The sequence below is a fragment of the Nocardia sp. NBC_00565 genome (assembly GCF_036345915.1).
In the GTDB taxonomy this organism is placed as follows: Bacteria; Actinomycetota; Actinomycetes; order Mycobacteriales; family Mycobacteriaceae; genus Nocardia.
Window position 1 is genome coordinate 8,591,639 of record NZ_CP107785.1, and the last position, 15,034, is coordinate 8,606,672.

Consider the following 15,034-nt stretch of genomic DNA (forward strand, 5'->3'; position numbering starts at 1 on the left):
GGTGATGACGGGACACAGCGACCCGGCAGCAACCGGCGGGGTGATCGATGGCGAGTTACCAACGACGGCAGGTGTTCTCGCGCTAGCGAATCTGCAAGCGCAGATCGACGGCCAGCAGCGGATGGCCCTCGCGGGAGGGCTCGATGTTGGTGGTCGAGCCGAGCTCATTGAACTAGTGGCGCTGCGGGGGCACATCCTCGGTTGCATCGCAGACTACGAATGGGCGCAAGCGCGGGCCGAACAGCTCACGCACGATCGCCCGGCTGACGGCGCAGCCCTCATCGCGCGCGCCCGGGCGCGAGCGACATTCCATCGCTTCACCGATGCACTGGGTGACCTCGATGAAGCCCGGCGGCTCGGAGCAGATCCCCCCGTGGTGGATGCCGAACACGCCGCGATCCTGCAGGCGGTCGGACGCTACGACGAAGCCCTCACATTCATGCGGGAGGCTGTGAAACGCCGAGCCGATTTCGCCTCTGTCGCGGCGCTGGCTTCGCTCTGCGCTGAGAGCGGGGATGTGGCCACCGCCGAGCATCTATTCGACGAGAGTCGGGATCACTACCGGGGGGTCTCGCCGATTCCGCTGGCGCAGCTCTACTTTCGGCGCGCCCAAATGTGGCTCGCGCAGGGGAATCTCCCACGCGGGCACAGTTGGCTCAGCGCCGCGCATCGCCGCCTTCCGGCCTACGCCCCCGCGCAAGGCCATCTGGCCGAAGTCGAGGCGGCGCTCGGCGAGACCGACTCCGCGATCGCCCGGCTGCACCCGCTGACGATCTCCTCCGACGACCCCGACTACCCGGCACAACTCGCCCGCATACTGAGCGAGGTCGGCCGCGTAGAAGAGGCTCGTGAGTGGCGTGCCCGGGCGGCAGCCCGCTACGACGAACTGGTCACGCGACATCCCGAGGCCTTCGCCGACCACGCGGCGGAGTTCTGGCTCAACGCAGGTGCCGACCCCCATCGGGCACTACAGCTCGCGAGGAAGAACCTCGAGGTCCGCCAGACACGACGGGCCCATGAGCTCCTCGCTCACGCCACGCGTGCAGTTGACGGTGCTCGGGCCGCAGGCAGGAGATAGGCCAAGCGGACGGCATCGTTATCGGTGCCGAACCGGCCAGTATGTTCGCCACACAGGCAACGGTGCGCCCTCATTGGGGCATCATCTCTTCTGCAGACCGAATAGTTAGGGTTGTTGCCTCCCGGTTCCGGTGGGTGCATGGCCTCGTTCGCGTGCCGCATTCCACGCCAACCTATTTCACGCTCACCGCAGCGGCTATCGGGCACCTCGCCGGAATGACGCGACCCCCGGTCGAATACACCGGCGCTGACCGCAGTTGTCATCGTCGGTCGGATCGGCTCTCGTCCGCGCGCCTGCCCGAGTTGGAGTGATCTGATCGAGAATCTCGCGCGTGGCTGCGAGCAACGAGAGCGATCCCGTCGACTCGGTGATATCCGAGTCGGACGTGCCGGTGAGCCGGGTCTCGATAGGCGACCGGGGCGGAGGTGGCGACCATGCATCAGCCGGATCGGACGGTAGTCCGGTCGGGATACCTGTCCAACGGGGTGTAGACATGGTGTGTGACGGGTTGACGGTGTCCTTCGAGGTTCGATACGTCGGTGGTGCGGAAGGAGATCGCATCGCTGCCGCGCAGGCGAAGGCGTTTGCCGGCGCTGTTGAAATGGCAGGCGGGTTGCTCCGAAGTCGGCCGGTCCTGAATTCCGGCGAGTTGCCGGCCCAGTTGCCCATGTTTTGTGTTTCCTGGGGGGCTCGCACCAGGGCAACCGTTTGACCTGCACATTTCGGTTTTGTTGGCTATCCGGAAGCGATGCACGGATCAGAAAAACCTGTTGACCTGCGGAAACGCGTCGCAGGTTTGTGCCCTCGGCAGGATTCGAACCTGCGACACCCGCTTTAGGAGAGCGGTGCTCTATCCCCTGAGCTACGAGGGCTTACGTGGTGGGTGCTGGGGGCGCCTACCGGGACTTCGGGGAGTCTACCGGGTCGGGTGGGTGGGGGGCGCATCGATTTGGTTGGTGGGGCGTGATGGGGTCCGCGCGTTCAGAATCCGTCGAACCCGCCGCCATCGAAGCTACCGCCGTCGAACCCGCTGCCGGAGTCGTATCCACCCTGATCGGCACCCGAATCATAGCCACCCTGATTGCCGCCGGAGTCGGCTCCGCCCGTATCGCCGCCAGCGGCATCCAGCCCGTCCTGATAGCCGTCCCCGTAACCACTTTCGAATCCCTGCACGTCATATCCCACCCCGGACATTCCGGAGAACAGTGACGAGAACAGCAGCGCCGACCCGAGTCCCCAAGCGCCGGCGATCAATGCGGGCCGCCACCACGGTTCGGAGTACCAGCCCGCGGGCACCGGCCGCCCCGCGACCCGGCCGCCCGGATAGTAATTCGGTGTCTGCGCGGACGGATTCGGTGCGGCGGCGACCTCGCGGCCGTCGTATTCGACGACCCGCTTCTCGGTGACCCGCCCCGCGGTGTCCTGACCGTCCAGCGCCGGGATCACCGGACCGGGATCCATGCACATCGCTATGCGCGCCGCGCGGATGTAATACATACCCTCGGCCGCGGTCTGTTTCGCGAGCCGGGCTTGAGCGGGGGTGCGCGCCTGCTCGATCTGGGATCCGGCCGCGATGTGTCGCTCCGACGCGTCGGCGAGTGCCTGCTTCGCGGCGTCGTTGCTACCGCTGAGGTTGTACACCTGGCCGGCGAGGCGTTCGATCATCTGCCTGGCGTCGGCGGCCGCGTCGTCGAATTTGGACGCCGCGCGTCGTTTGGTCTGCTGGGTCAGGAACACGACGTAGGCCGCCGCGAGCAGAATGACAACGCCGATCAGTAGCCACAGCACCGCTCGCGCCCCTTTCATCCTCGGTCCAGGTCGCCCCCAGTTTACTGGTGACTTGCTGAGACTCGGCTGAGCTCGACGGCGGGGGATCGGCCTTTCCTACTGTCCGGCGAGTTGGCGGGCGATGACCAGCCGCTGGATCTGATTGGTGCCCTCGAAGATCTGCATGACCTTCGCCTCGCGCATATAGCGCTCGACCGGGAAATCCTGGGTGTAGCCGTAGCCGCCGAAAACCTGCACCGCATCGGTGGTGACCTTCATGGCGGCGTCGGTGGCGATCAGCTTGGCGACGCTGGCCTGACGGGAGTAGGGGAGTCCGGCATCGCGGCGGCGGGCGGCGTCGAGGTAGGTCGCACGCGCCGAATCCACCGCCGCGGCCATATCGGCGAGCAGGAAACCGAGGCCTTGGTGATCAATGATGTTGCGGCCGAAGGCTTCTCGTTCTTTGGCGTAGGCGACGGCGTCGTCGAGGGCGCGCTGGGCGAGGCCCGTCGCGACCGCGGCGATGCCGAGCCGACCCGAGTCCAAAGCGCTGAAAGCGATCGAAAGTCCTTGTCCCTCAACGCCTATCAGTCTTTCGGCGGGCAGTATGGCGTCGTCGTAGCTGGCGGTGGTGGTCGGGATGCCGCGCAGTCCCATCTTCTGCTCCGGCTTGCCGAAGCTCAGGCCCTCGGTGTCGCTGGGCACCAAGAAACAGGAGATGCCGCGCGAGCCCTCGCCGGTCCTGGCGAAGAGCGTGTAGAAATCGGCGCGACCGCCGTTGGTGATCCACGCCTTCGACCCGGTGATCCGATACCCGCCCTCGACCGCGGTGGCGCGGCAGCGCAGCGCGGCCGCGTCGGATCCGGCGTGCGATTCGGAGAGGCTGTAGGCCCCGATGGTCTCACCGGAGAGCATGGTCGCGAGCCAGCGCTGCTTCTGGTCATCGGTGCCGAAGGTGAACAGCGGATGGCAGGACAGGCTGTGCACGCTGACCGCGACGGCGACCGCGGCCCACCGGCTCGCCAACTCCTCGAGCACCTGCAGATATACCTCGTAGGGCTGATCGCCGCCGCCGAACTCCTCCGGATATGGCAGGCTCAGCAGCCCGGCCGCGCCCAGTGCCGGAAAGACGCCGTCGGGGAAGGTGCCGGTCTTCTCGCACTCGACCACGCGTGGCTCGAGCACCTTGTCGGCGATATCGCGAGTCAGCTCGATCAGGTCGCGAGCCTCGGGCGTCGGCAGCATCCGGTCAACAGGCATGCCACCTGTTCTACCCGGTCGGCGCCGTAGTTCGAAAGGTGACCACCGGTGCCGCTGTGTCCAATTGGACACAACCCGAATGCGGCACAGGCGAAATAGCGCGCGCAATCAGCGGTAATTGATCGCCGCTGTGTCAAACTTGGCCCCGCACAGCTGACCATTTCGAGCGACCTTTAGGTCGCTGCTGACCATTTCGAGCGACCTGCGAGCAGTCGCTACGGCCGCACTCCTCACCCTCGGAGGACTGTCTATGAATAATTCTGTTGCGCCACTCGAACTACCCGAACCGCTGGTCGTCACGCTGGGGAATCTCAAAGGCGGCGTCGGCAAGACGACATCAGCGTTTTTCCTGGCCACGTATTTCGCGCAGGTCCACGAATTGCGCGTACTCGTCATCGACGCCGACCCGCTCAGTCAGACCGGATATTCCTGGTATCGGCGGCTGGTCAGGGGCGGGATCGAGGTGCCCTTCGAGTTGATCGCCTTCCCCTCGCGGCACGTCAACGACTGCATTACCGACAACGCCGGGAAATTCGATGTGATCATCGTCGATGCCGGGGGTGAGTCGGCCGAGATATTCAAGGCTGCCATTCCACAGAGCGATGAGCTGATTCTGTTGACCAGCGTGAGTCCCTCGGAAGTGAAGCGTGTGCCGAGTACGTATAAGGCCGCTGAGGAGGCTGCGGTGGATAGCGGCCGCGAGATACGCGTGCGCGTGCTGATGACCAAGGTGCCGGTAACGATGAAGAAAGGCGTGAACGTCTCGACCGAATATCGCACGCAGCGCGGGAATCTGGAGGATGCGGGCTACGACGTATTCGAGTCCTATTTGAGTGCTTGGAAATGGTATCGGGAGGCGGCCGACGGTGAGGTCGGCGACGGTGCCGAGAATCCGATCGCGGACCTGGGGGAGTATCTCCGGGTCGGCGACGAGCTGGTGAGCCCGTATCGGGTCGCGGTGGAGGTGCCCGCCTGATGCCTCCGCAGCGTAGGAAGGGTTCCATCGGCAAGGGCGCGATCGGTGGCGCGAATCCGTTGGCGGATAGTGCCGAACACACGCCGCCGGTTTCGCCGCTGCGTGACGCCGAGTGGCGCACGGGCACGCTGAATGCCGCGTCCGTGGATGTGATCGCACCGCTCGCGGATGCGGCCGCACCGGTCGTGAACACGGCCGCACCGGTCGTGAACTCGGCCGACGGTGCGGATGTGCTGATGATGCCGCTGCCCGCGCCGGGCGAGGCCGCGCTGGCAGGCCCGCTCGACGATCGTGAGCAGGCGCAGCTGACGGCCTGCGAATCGTCGATCGATGGTCTGCGCGTCGCCTTCTGGGCGGCTGGACGGGCGCTACAGATCGTGCGGGACGGTCGCCTGTACCGCGATCGGCACGCGACGTTCGACGAGTACGTCGAGCAGCGCTGGGATATGCAGCGGTCGTACGCGCACAAGCTGATTCGGGCCTGGCCGCTGGCCGCCAAACTGCACCCGGTCGCGCCCGCCATCAATGAGGGACAGGTCCGCGAGTTGCTGCCGGTCGCGGTCCAACATGGCGAGGATGCCGCGGTCACGGTGTATACGACGATCGCGGGCACCGATGATGTGAAGGTCACCGCGGGCATGCTCCGCGAGGCCGTCGCGTTGCTGCCCGAGCGATTCGACAAGGCCGAGGTGGTCGCGTTGCTGCAGGCGTGGCTGCGCGGGGAGTTACGCGACGAATCGAACGCGCGGGCCGTCGATCTGTTCGCCGCCGTGGAATCGCGGTTCGCGGCGTTGACGCGTCGAGTTGTCAAGGGCTCGAACAACGATCCGGCGGCGGCGCGCGAATTCGCTGCGAAACTGCGCACTCTCGCCGAGCAGATCGAGGAACAGATCACCGCGTGAGCAATTTATTTGCCGGAATGCCCCGTCGCGAAAGTGGTTCCGCGACGGGGCATTTTCGATTAGTTATGGTTTTGTTACCCCGACTTCGCGTGTCGTGTTGCATAATTCGTCCGGAGTGCCGAAATATGGGCGCTCGGATCCGCTGGACTACATATCACCGTGATGGTTTTCGAATCTATTCGAGGTCTTGGTGAAGTCCTACGCGCCAATGCAATACGGCGTCGCACGGCCAGCCAGGACCTTCGATACGAGCATCGGAGGACCGGATCATGGCTTCATCTTCGGAGGGTCGATATTCCCGCTTCCTGCGGCGCGTGCTCCCATGGGCCGTCGGCGCAGGAGTCATCGCAGGCACGGCCATCGCCGCGACACTGCTGGCGGGAGGACAGGCCGCGGCACAGCCGCTGACGATTCCAGGTATCGGGACATTCGAAGTCCCGGACGAGTTTTCGATTCCAACCGCGATTCCCGGCGTCGAGGTTCCGCATTCATCGCCTGCTTCACTTCCCGCGGTTGCAGAATCCACTGTTCTTTCCGAAATCGCTCCCGCTGAAGTTCTGGGGAAGGAACTTTCGGGTCCGCTCTTGGTTTCGGGTGTGGAATTCTCGGCGCCATCGGCGGCGGTCGTGCGTTCGGCTCTTCCGGTGGTTCCTGCGATCGGTGATTCGGTCGCGCCGGTGGAACTCGCGCCCGTTGTGGTTTCGGGGAAGGAGCTTTCGGCTCCGTTCGTGGTTTCGGGTGTGGAATTCTCGGCGCCATCGGCGGCGGCTGTGCGTTCGGCTCTTCCGGTGGTTCCTGCGATCGGTGATTCGGTCGCGCCGGTGGAACTCGCGCCCGTTGTGGTTTGGGGGAAGGAGCTTTCGGCTCCGTTCGTGGTTTCGGGTGTGGAATTCTCGGCGCCATCGGCGGCGGCTGTGCGTTCGGCTCTTCCGGTGGTTCCTGCGATCGGTGATTCGGTCGCGCCGGTGGAACTCGCGCCCGTTGTGGTTTGGGGGAAGAAGCTTTCGGATCCGCTCGTGGGTCCGGGTGTGGGATTCGCTGTGCCTCTGCGAGTTCTGGGGATCGAGCGTTCAGCGTTGCCTTTGGTTCCTGCGATCGGTGATTCGGTCGCGCCGGTGGAACTCGCGCCCGCTGTGGTTTCGGGGAAGGAGCTTTCGGCTCCGCTCGTGGTTTCGGGTGTGGAATTCTTGGCCCCATCGGCGGCGGTCGTGCGTTCGGCTCTCCCGGTGGTTCCTGCGATCGGTGATTCCGTCGCACCGGTGGAACTCGCGCCCGCTGTGGTTCCGGGCAAGGAGCTTTCGATGCCGCTCGAGGTTCCGGGTGCGGACTTTTCAGCGCCTCTTGCGGTGCTGAGGATCGGGCGTTCGGCGCCGCTGGCGGTTCCCGGGATGGAGACTGCAGCGCCGCTGCCGGTTCCCGGGTCGGACCGTTCGGCGCCGTTGGCGGTTCCGGTGCCCGAGCGCTGGGTGCCCCTCGAGGTTCCGGGGCTGGAGCTATCTGTGCCTGCGACTATTCCGGGGACCGGGATTCAGTTGCCCGCCGATGTGCTCCGTCGCGAACTCTCGTTCCTCACCGGTGTTCTCGGCATCAAGCCGCCTGCTCCGACGCCGGCGCCCGCGGTGTCGCCGGAGCGGACGCATGGCGCGATCGCCGTCGATGCCGCGCGCGGCAAGGTCGGCACCGGATACAGCATGGGTGCGACGGGTCCGGACGCCTTCGACTGTTCCGGACTGGTGCAGTGGTCGTACGGGCAGGCCGGGGTGAAGGTGCCGCGCACGAGCTATGAGCAGTTGTCCGCAGGCACTCCGGTCGCCGAGGATCAATTGGAGCCAGGTGACATGGTGTCCTTCTACGGCGGCAGTCATTCGGCCCTCTATGCCGGTGACGGCAAAGTCATCCACGCCTCCACCTACGGCACCGGCGTGACGACGTCACCGATGTCCTCGATGCCGTACGCGGGCGCACGCCGCTTCTGACGCCGCGACCGATAACCCGGCGAAAGCGCGATGTTCGGTTTCATGCAGATCTTCGTCGGCAGGTTGGGTGGCGTGGCCGTGCCGGAGCGACTGAGGCAATGACCTGTTGGAAGTGGGCGGGGACCGGTCGGTCGGCGGCCGTGCGGAGGGCATCGCCGTCGGGCCGGTCCGTAAGGACTGTTCCATTGTTCGGCTAACCGTTCTACTATCTGCGTATGAATGCAGATAAAGAGCCACTGCGGCCGCCGATCGCGGAGGATCAGGTCGGGCTGGTTGTCGAGGTCTTCCGAATGCTGGCCGACTCGACCCGCGTGCAGGTGCTGTGGGCGCTGGTGGACCGGGAGTTGTCGGTCAACGATCTTGCCGACCACATCGGAAAGCCGGGCCCGTCGGTCTCGCAGCATCTGGCCAAGCTGCGGATGGCGCGATTGGTCCGCACGCGCCGCGCCGGAACCACGATCTTCTACAGCCTGGAGAACGAGCACGTCCGCCAGTTGGTCGTGGACGCGGTGTACAACGCAGAACACGCGGGCCCCGGAGTGCCCGCACACCACCGCGGCGACGGTGTGGTCCGCGAATTGCCATCCCGTAATCGGGCGGTGTCGAAATGACCCACAAGCGCAATCCCGCACGCTGGCAGGATATTTCGGGTGATGAAGACCGAAATATCCAGGCGCGCAGCGATAATGCTGGCACCGAGCATCGTGGTAGCGCCGGAGACGGTCATGAGCATGGCCGGGGATTCGGGCACAGTCATCGGCGGACCGATGGGCACGGCCACAGCCATGGATCTGAGGACAGGCACGGGGCCGGCCACCGCCATGGCGCGCACGATGATCATGACCACCCGGGTGGTCTGCGCGGTGCGCTGCGCGAGATCTTCGTGCCGCACAGCCATGATGCCGCCGACAGCGTCGACGATGCGTTGGAGGCCAGTGCGGTAGGGATTCGCGCGGTGAAGATCAGTCTGGGGGTGCTGGGGGTGACCGCGGTGCTCCAGATGCTGATCGTGGTGGTTTCCGGGTCGGTTGCATTGGCGGCTGACACCATTCACAACTTCTCCGATGCGCTGACCGCGGTGCCGCTGTGGATCGCGTTCGCGCTGGGGCGGCGGGCCGCAACTCGGCGCTACACCTATGGATTCGGGCGGGCCGAGGATCTGGCGGGGTTGTTCGTGGTCGGCATGATCACGCTGTCCGCGATCATTGCCGGATACGAGGCGGTGCGCAGACTGCTCGATCCGGTCGAGATCCAGCATTTGAGCTGGGTTGCCGCAGCGGGGCTGATCGGGTTCCTCGGCAATGAGACCGTCGCGCTCTATCGGATCCGGGTCGGGCGGCGCATCGGCTCGGCCGCGCTGGTCGCCGACGGATTGCATGCGCGGACCGACGGATTCACATCGCTGGCGGTGCTCATCGGCGCGGGTGGCGTCGCGCTGGGGTTCCCGCTCGCGGATCCCATTGTCGGACTGCTGATTACGGTCGCGATCCTCGCTGTGCTGCGGACGGCGGCACGAGATGTGTTCCGCCGCTTGATGGATGGTGTCGAGCCCGCGCTGGTGTCGAGCGCCGAGCAGGCGCTGGTCGGCGAACCCGGGGTGGTCGGTGTGCGCAGCCTGAGAATGCGCTGGATCGGCCACCGCCTCCATGCGGACGTCGAACTCGATGTCGCCCCGACCATCACCCTCGCCGACGCCCACCGCCTCGCCCACGGGGCCGAACACACGCTCACCCACGCGGTTCCCAAACTCGACACCGCCCTGGTCCATGCGTACCCCGCCCACTCCCCGGCCTGACCAGCCGAGTCGCATGGTGACCGTTCAGCTCCGGGAAGTGAGGGCGGGTGCCTGCTGATGGGAATCGCGGGTGCGGCTTCCGGTCGCCCTACTCTTCGGTAGCATCCGGGGTGTGATGTGGCTCATGGTCGGCAGGCCGCCGTAGTCACCGAAGAAAAGGAGTACCGATGTTGAGCACCATGCAGGACGAGCCGTTGTCACTGGCGACGTTGCTGCGCTACGCATCGACGTTCATGGGCGATTCCACCGTATCGACCTGGACCGGCACCGGCGTACGCACCATGACCTACCGTGAGCTGGGCGCCGAGTCGGCGCGTCTGGCAAATGCGTTGCGCGGCTTGGGGATTGGTGTCGGCGATCGTGTCGGCACATTCATGTGGAACAACAACGAGCACATGGTCGCCTACATCGCGGTGCCCGCGATGGGCGCGGTGCTGCACGCACTCAACATCCGGCTCTTCCCGGAGCAGCTCGTCTTCGTGGCCAACCACGCCGAGGACCAGGTGGTGATCGTCGACGGCACGCTGGTGCCGATGTTCGCCCAGTACCTGCCCAATTTGAAGACCGTGCGCCACGTCATCGTGGCCAATGGCGACGCTGCCGCGCTGACGGCCCCAGAGGGCGTCCAGGTGCACTCCTACACCGAACTGCTCGCCGCGCAACCGGACACCTACGACTTTCCCGTGATCGACGAACGATCCTCCGCCGCAATGTGTTACACCTCCGGCACCACCGGCGACCCCAAGGGCGTGGTGTATTCGCACCGCTCCAACTGGCTGCACGCCATGCAGGTCTGCCAGCCGACCAGCATGGGCTTCTCCAATCGCGACTACGTGCTCGCGATCGTCCCGCTCTTCCACGCCAACGCCTGGGGCCTGCCCTACGCCGCGCTGATGTCCGGCGCGAATGTCCTTATGCCCGACCGCTTCCTGCAGCCCGGCCCGCTGCTGGAGATGATGGCGGCGGAAAAGCCCACCTTTGCCGCCGCGGTCCCGACCATCTGGGGCGGCGTACTCGCCGGATTGGCCGCGAACTCGCAGGACATCTCCCATCTGCGCTCGGTGGTCGTCGGTGGTTCGGCGGTACCTCCGTCGATGATGCGCGCCTTCCAGGACAAGCACGGCGTCCGAATCCTGCACGCCTGGGGCATGACCGAGACCTCCCCGCTGGGCAGTGTCGCGCACCCGCCCGCCGGAGTGACCGGCGAGGACGAGTGGGAGTATCGCTTCACGCAGGGTCGCTTCCCGGCCAGCGTGCAGGCGCGCCTGGTCGCCGATGACGGCAGCGTGGTCCCCAATGACGGTGAGTCCCTGGGCGAGTTGGAAGTTCGCGGGCCCTGGATCACCGGTTCGTACTACGCCCCGGACGGCGCACAGATCGACCCGGACAAGTTCGACAACGGCTGGTTGCGCACCGGCGACGTCGGCAAGATCAGCCCCGACGGTTACCTCACCCTGGTCGACCGCTCCAAGGACGTCATCAAGTCCGGCGGTGAATGGATCTCCTCGGTGGACCTGGAGAACGCGGTCATGGGTCATCCGGCTGTCGCCGAGGCCGCGGTAATCGGTGTGCCGGACGAGAAGTGGGATGAACGGCCGCTCGTTGCCATCGTGCTCGCCGATGGTTCCGAAGCCAAACCCGAAGAGCTGCGCGACTTCCTCGCCGACAAGTTCGCCAAATGGCAACTGCCGGAACGGTGGACCTTCATCGCGGAGGTCCCGAAGACCAGCGTCGGCAAGTTCGACAAGAAGCGCCTGCGCGCTCAGTACGCCGACGGCGATCTCACGGTCACCACACTGTCCTGACCAACTGCCTCGCGGCGGACGTGGAATCGACTGTTCCGAATAGCAATTCACGTCCGCCACGAGGTAATTCGGCGCTACGATCTATCGATACGCCGAACCGGCTGGCCGGTGACTCGTGCGATGGTCTCGAAGTCGTTGTCCGCGTGGAGAACTGTGAGCCCGTGGTGCACAGCGGTTACCGCGACGAGTAGGTCGATCGCACTAGCGCATTGGTGCCAGCCCTTGTCCGCAAGCCGTCGTTGTAGGTCCGCACTGTCATCCCACGATGTATCGCGCATAGAGAAGTAAGGAAAGGTCTCACGGAGCAGGCCGTCTGCCTCGTAATATGCGGGCGTACCGCCGACTGCACGCAAGTACTCTCGGCGCACCGGTTGGCAGATGCCGATGAGTCCAGCGTCAACCGCCTCATCCCATTGTGGTCCGGTCTGTCCCCGATAAAAGCGCACCAAGGCGCTGGTGTCGACGAGGAACAGTTCCGTCACGCGACGGACTCGTGCGGATGCTCACCTGATTCGATGACCGAGAAGTCGATCTCACCCGATGCGACCATCTCGCGCATTCGTGCGACAGCAGCCGCTCGCCGACGGCGATCGATGATTTCGTGTAGCGCTGCGTTGACGGTGTCGCGCTTGGTAGAAGTGCCCAGGTACCGAGCCGCCTCGGTCAGGGCGTCGTCGTCCAGATCGATCACTGTTCGCGCCATCGTGAGCCTCCCGATCCATTGATATCTATTCTCAAAATAAGATATCACCGCCCATGATCGTGCCGCTACCGCGGTGAATACGCGCAAAGCCGACGCGGCCGATATCTCGATCGCGTCGGCTTTGGCGGCCCTAGCAGTTGCGGAGTTCGGGGCTCTGGTTCAGCAGTTGGGCGCGGGTTCCGATGAAGGTGCTGTAGGTGTCGCCGCCGACGGCGGCGATCGGGAAGGCCGCGACTCGGTGGCAGTTCTGGAAGGCGAGTTTCACGTTGAAGTGGCGTTCCAGGCCGCCGCGGATGGCGTCGGAGGCCATGGCACGCAGCAGTTGTCCACGGGCCACCTCATCGGGGGGCGGTACGACATTGTCGGCGTATTCGGCTGTGCCGGAATGCAGCTCACCGGCTACCCGGCTGACTACCTCCCAGGCGTACGGGAGCGAGACCCGCACACATTCGACGAAGTCGGCGTCGTCGACCTCGCCGCGTTCGGCGCGTTCCAGTATGGCGGTGGGAACATCGAGGGACATAGCGCTCTCCTGACGTGGATGGCTGATGCGATGTCCTTCGAGTCTAATCGGTAATTGTTGTCAACAAGACTGGAATCGCCGCGAAAGTGCTGTGGTCAGGGCGGTTTTCGTATCGGCGGCCAGTTGGCCGACCAGTTCGCCGGCCGGTAACTCGGGTGCCAGTGTATGGGTCTGGCCCGCCCACATGTTCACTTCATCCGGGTTGCCTGCCGTCCGTGCGGCGGCCCGCAACGGCGCTGTGGCGTAATGGATTTCCGGATAGGCCGCCGGTGCCGTCGCGGAGTGTTCGGCCATGAATTGATTGCGCAGGCCGCGCGCCCGGCGGCCGGTGAAGGCGCGGGTCAGCATGGTCGGGGTGTCGGTGCTCAGCGCGGCGCGGTGTACCTGGTTGGTGCCCGCTTCCGGGCAGCGCAGGAAAACGGTCCCGAGTTGCACGGCCGACGCGCCCGCCGCGAGCGCTGCCGCGATGCCCGCACCCGTGCTGATGCCGCCGGTGGCCACGATCGGCCGGTCCACAGCGGCGGTCAGAATCTGCAGCAGGGCCAGCAGTCCGAGCGGATCGGTGGCGTCGTCCGCGACCCGGTCGACGAAGGTGGCGCGATGCCCACCGGCTTCCGCGCCCTGCGCGATCAGGACATCGGCACCCGCCGCCGCGGCGATCCGGCCCTCGGCGGCCGAGGTCACCGTCACCCACACCTGCGAACCGGCGTCGTGCAGCCGAGCGATCTCCGTTGCGCTCGGACATCCGAAGGTGAAGGTGACCACCGCGACCGGTGCGGCGACGAGCAGATCCAGCTTGGCGTCCCAGTCGTCGGTGTCGTACTTCGGCGTGCCGAGTTCGTGTGTGCGACCCAACTCGGCGAGGTAGTCGGCGAAATCCTCGGACGGGGTGGCGGGTCCGGGCATGAAGAGGTTCACGCCGAACGGCGCGGTGGTGAGTTCTCGGGTGGCCGCGAGCCGTGCGGCGGTGTCGGCGGCCGTCAGGTATCCGGCGGCCAGCAGTCCCAGTCCGCCCGCCGCGGAAACCGCCGCGGTCAGCTCGGGTGTGGACGGCCCGCCCGCCATCGGCGCCAGCACGATCGGGACGCTCAGTTCGTCGAGGATCACGGATCTCAGTCTGGCCCATCGACCGCCGCTGCCGATCGAGGCGGGTCACTGGAAAGTCACGGCTTCGTGATGTTCGGCCAGACGTCTGACCAGGCCTTAAACAGGAACTTCGACAGAGAAGGTTGCGGAATGGTCACGACGGGGTAGAGTTCCCGTCACAACGGATACCGAAACGTTACATAGTTCGAAACCGGCGAATCGTTACCGAAAACGTCGGCTTCGGCCCGGAATTCGTTGAGCCACTGTAGGTCGAGCGCAAGGACCAGCTTTGTCGCAGCATCGGGTAGGCCCCAGTTCCATAACCGTCATGAGCCTGATCGGTGAAGGCGTTGCGGGTCGGCCGACGCGGCATCGCGCCGAGCCGACCACCACCGACCGGGTGAAGATCGCGGCCGGCGCCGCGGTCGCCGCCGGCGCCCTCATCGGCACCGCCGCCCAGGTCGCTCCGGCCATCGCCGCCCCGCTGATGCCGGGTGCGCATGAGGGAGACGAGGAAGCTGCCGCTCCCATGACATTCAAGGGCACGGCAGAACTCCCGGTCGAAGAGGCGCGGGCGTCGGCTCCCATCGCCGAAGCCGCCCAGGTCGCGACCACCCCGGTGGCCGCGCCCGTCGCGGCCCCGGTCGCCAACCCGTTCGGCATCAACGGTCTGCCGCCGGAGATCGCGGGCCCGCTGGCCCAGGTCGAACAGATCCTCAAGGGCGCGCAGCAGCAGATCGCCCCGGCTGGCGCGGTGCGCCCGGTCGCCGGTGAGATCAGCTCCGGATTCGGTTCCCGCTGGGGCGAATTCCACTACGGCCTCGACTTCGCCGATCAGCTCGGCGCCCCCATCCACTCGGTGAGCAACGGCACCGTCATCGAGGCGGGCCCGGCCTCCGGGTTCGGCCTGTGGGTGCGGGTCCAGCAGGACGACGGCACCATCGCGGTCTATGGCCACGTGAACGAGATGTTCGTGCACGAGGGTCAGCGGGTGAACGCGGGCGATGTCATCGCCACCGTCGGCAACCGTGGCAACTCGACCGGCCCGCACCTGCACCTGGAGATCTGGGATCAGGGCGGCAACAAGGTCGATCCGATGCCGTACCTGGCCGCCAAGGGCGTCCCGCTGCAGTGGGGCCCGTCGGCGCACTGATTTTTCGTTG

Annotated in this window: 14 protein-coding genes and 1 tRNA gene; 8 read left to right on the forward strand and 7 right to left on the reverse strand. The window is 65.8% G+C overall.

Annotated elements, in window-relative coordinates; genetic code table 11:
* The first annotated feature begins 4 nt into the window (after positions 1-4).
* Entirely contained in the window at positions 5-1,078 is a 1,074-nt protein-coding gene (locus OG874_RS39675) for a hypothetical protein (protein WP_330252168.1), read from the forward strand.
* A gap of 799 nt (positions 1,079-1,877) precedes the next feature.
* Here the strand turns inward: OG874_RS39675 and OG874_RS39680 are convergent.
* The 3 genes from OG874_RS39680 to OG874_RS39690 all read right to left on the reverse strand — a co-directional run bounded on the left by OG874_RS39680 (position 1,878) and on the right by OG874_RS39690 (position 4,105).
* Positions 1,878-1,950, reverse strand: a tRNA-Arg gene (locus OG874_RS39680).
* A 109-nt stretch (positions 1,951-2,059) separates the two neighbouring features.
* Positions 2,060-2,884, reverse strand: a complete 825-nt coding sequence (locus tag OG874_RS39685; RefSeq protein WP_442943207.1) for a DUF1542 domain-containing protein — start codon at positions 2,882-2,884, stop codon at positions 2,060-2,062.
* A 78-nt stretch (positions 2,885-2,962) separates the two neighbouring features.
* On the reverse strand, positions 2,963-4,105 hold the full coding sequence (locus OG874_RS39690; protein WP_330252169.1) for an acyl-CoA dehydrogenase family protein: 1,143 nt from the start codon (positions 4,103-4,105) through the stop codon (positions 2,963-2,965).
* A gap of 250 nt (positions 4,106-4,355) precedes the next feature.
* Here OG874_RS39690 and OG874_RS39695 point away from each other — a divergent pair, with 250 nt between their 5' ends.
* The 6 genes from OG874_RS39695 to OG874_RS39720 all read left to right on the forward strand — a co-directional run bounded on the left by OG874_RS39695 (position 4,356) and on the right by OG874_RS39720 (position 11,559).
* A complete protein-coding gene (locus OG874_RS39695; protein WP_330252170.1) occupies positions 4,356-5,081 on the forward strand; it encodes a ParA family protein in 726 nt (241 codons plus the stop codon).
* Positions 5,081-5,983: a hypothetical protein gene (locus OG874_RS39700; protein WP_330252171.1), complete on the forward strand. Its 903-nt coding sequence runs from the start codon at positions 5,081-5,083 to the stop codon at positions 5,981-5,983. Before OG874_RS39695 ends, OG874_RS39700 begins: the two co-directional genes overlap by 1 nt.
* 269 nt (positions 5,984-6,252) lie before the next feature.
* Positions 6,253-7,959: a C40 family peptidase gene (locus OG874_RS39705; RefSeq protein WP_330252172.1), complete on the forward strand. Its 1,707-nt coding sequence runs from the start codon at positions 6,253-6,255 to the stop codon at positions 7,957-7,959.
* Positions 7,960-8,174: 215 nt separating this feature from the next.
* Entirely contained in the window at positions 8,175-8,570 is a 396-nt protein-coding gene (locus OG874_RS39710; RefSeq protein WP_330252173.1) for an ArsR/SmtB family transcription factor, read from the forward strand.
* Positions 8,567-9,754: a cation diffusion facilitator family transporter gene (locus tag OG874_RS39715; protein ID WP_330252174.1), complete on the forward strand. Its 1,188-nt coding sequence runs from the start codon at positions 8,567-8,569 to the stop codon at positions 9,752-9,754. The genes OG874_RS39710 and OG874_RS39715 overlap by 4 nt, the downstream gene beginning before the upstream one ends.
* A 167-nt stretch (positions 9,755-9,921) precedes the next feature.
* Positions 9,922-11,559 (forward strand): long-chain fatty acid--CoA ligase, encoded by a 1,638-nt coding sequence (locus OG874_RS39720; protein ID WP_330252175.1) that lies wholly within the window; start codon positions 9,922-9,924, stop codon positions 11,557-11,559.
* A 74-nt stretch (positions 11,560-11,633) separates the two neighbouring features.
* On the opposite strand, the gene OG874_RS39725 is transcribed toward OG874_RS39720, so the two are convergent.
* The 4 genes from OG874_RS39725 to OG874_RS39740 form a co-directional block, all read right to left on the reverse strand.
* Positions 11,634-12,041: a PIN domain nuclease gene (locus OG874_RS39725; RefSeq protein ID WP_330252176.1), complete on the reverse strand. Its 408-nt coding sequence runs from the start codon at positions 12,039-12,041 to the stop codon at positions 11,634-11,636.
* The gene (locus OG874_RS39730) at positions 12,038-12,262 is read right to left on the reverse strand and encodes a type II toxin-antitoxin system VapB family antitoxin (RefSeq protein WP_330252177.1); all 225 of its coding nucleotides are present in this window, start codon (positions 12,260-12,262) and stop codon (positions 12,038-12,040) included. The genes OG874_RS39725 and OG874_RS39730 overlap by 4 nt, the downstream gene beginning before the upstream one ends.
* A gap of 130 nt (positions 12,263-12,392) precedes the next feature.
* Complete coding sequence (locus tag OG874_RS39735) at positions 12,393-12,785, reverse strand: SCO5389 family protein (RefSeq protein WP_330252178.1); 393 nt, start codon at positions 12,783-12,785, stop codon at positions 12,393-12,395.
* A 60-nt stretch (positions 12,786-12,845) separates the two neighbouring features.
* Positions 12,846-13,892 (reverse strand): nitronate monooxygenase, encoded by a 1,047-nt coding sequence (locus tag OG874_RS39740; protein ID WP_330252179.1) that lies wholly within the window; start codon positions 13,890-13,892, stop codon positions 12,846-12,848.
* A 307-nt stretch (positions 13,893-14,199) separates the two neighbouring features.
* Between OG874_RS39740 and OG874_RS39745 the strand changes: the two genes are divergently transcribed.
* Positions 14,200-15,024 carry a M23 family metallopeptidase gene (locus OG874_RS39745; protein ID WP_330252180.1) on the forward strand — a complete coding sequence of 275 codons (825 nt, stop codon included), beginning with the start codon at positions 14,200-14,202 and terminating at the stop codon, positions 15,022-15,024.
* The last annotated feature ends 10 nt before the right edge of the window (positions 15,025-15,034 follow it).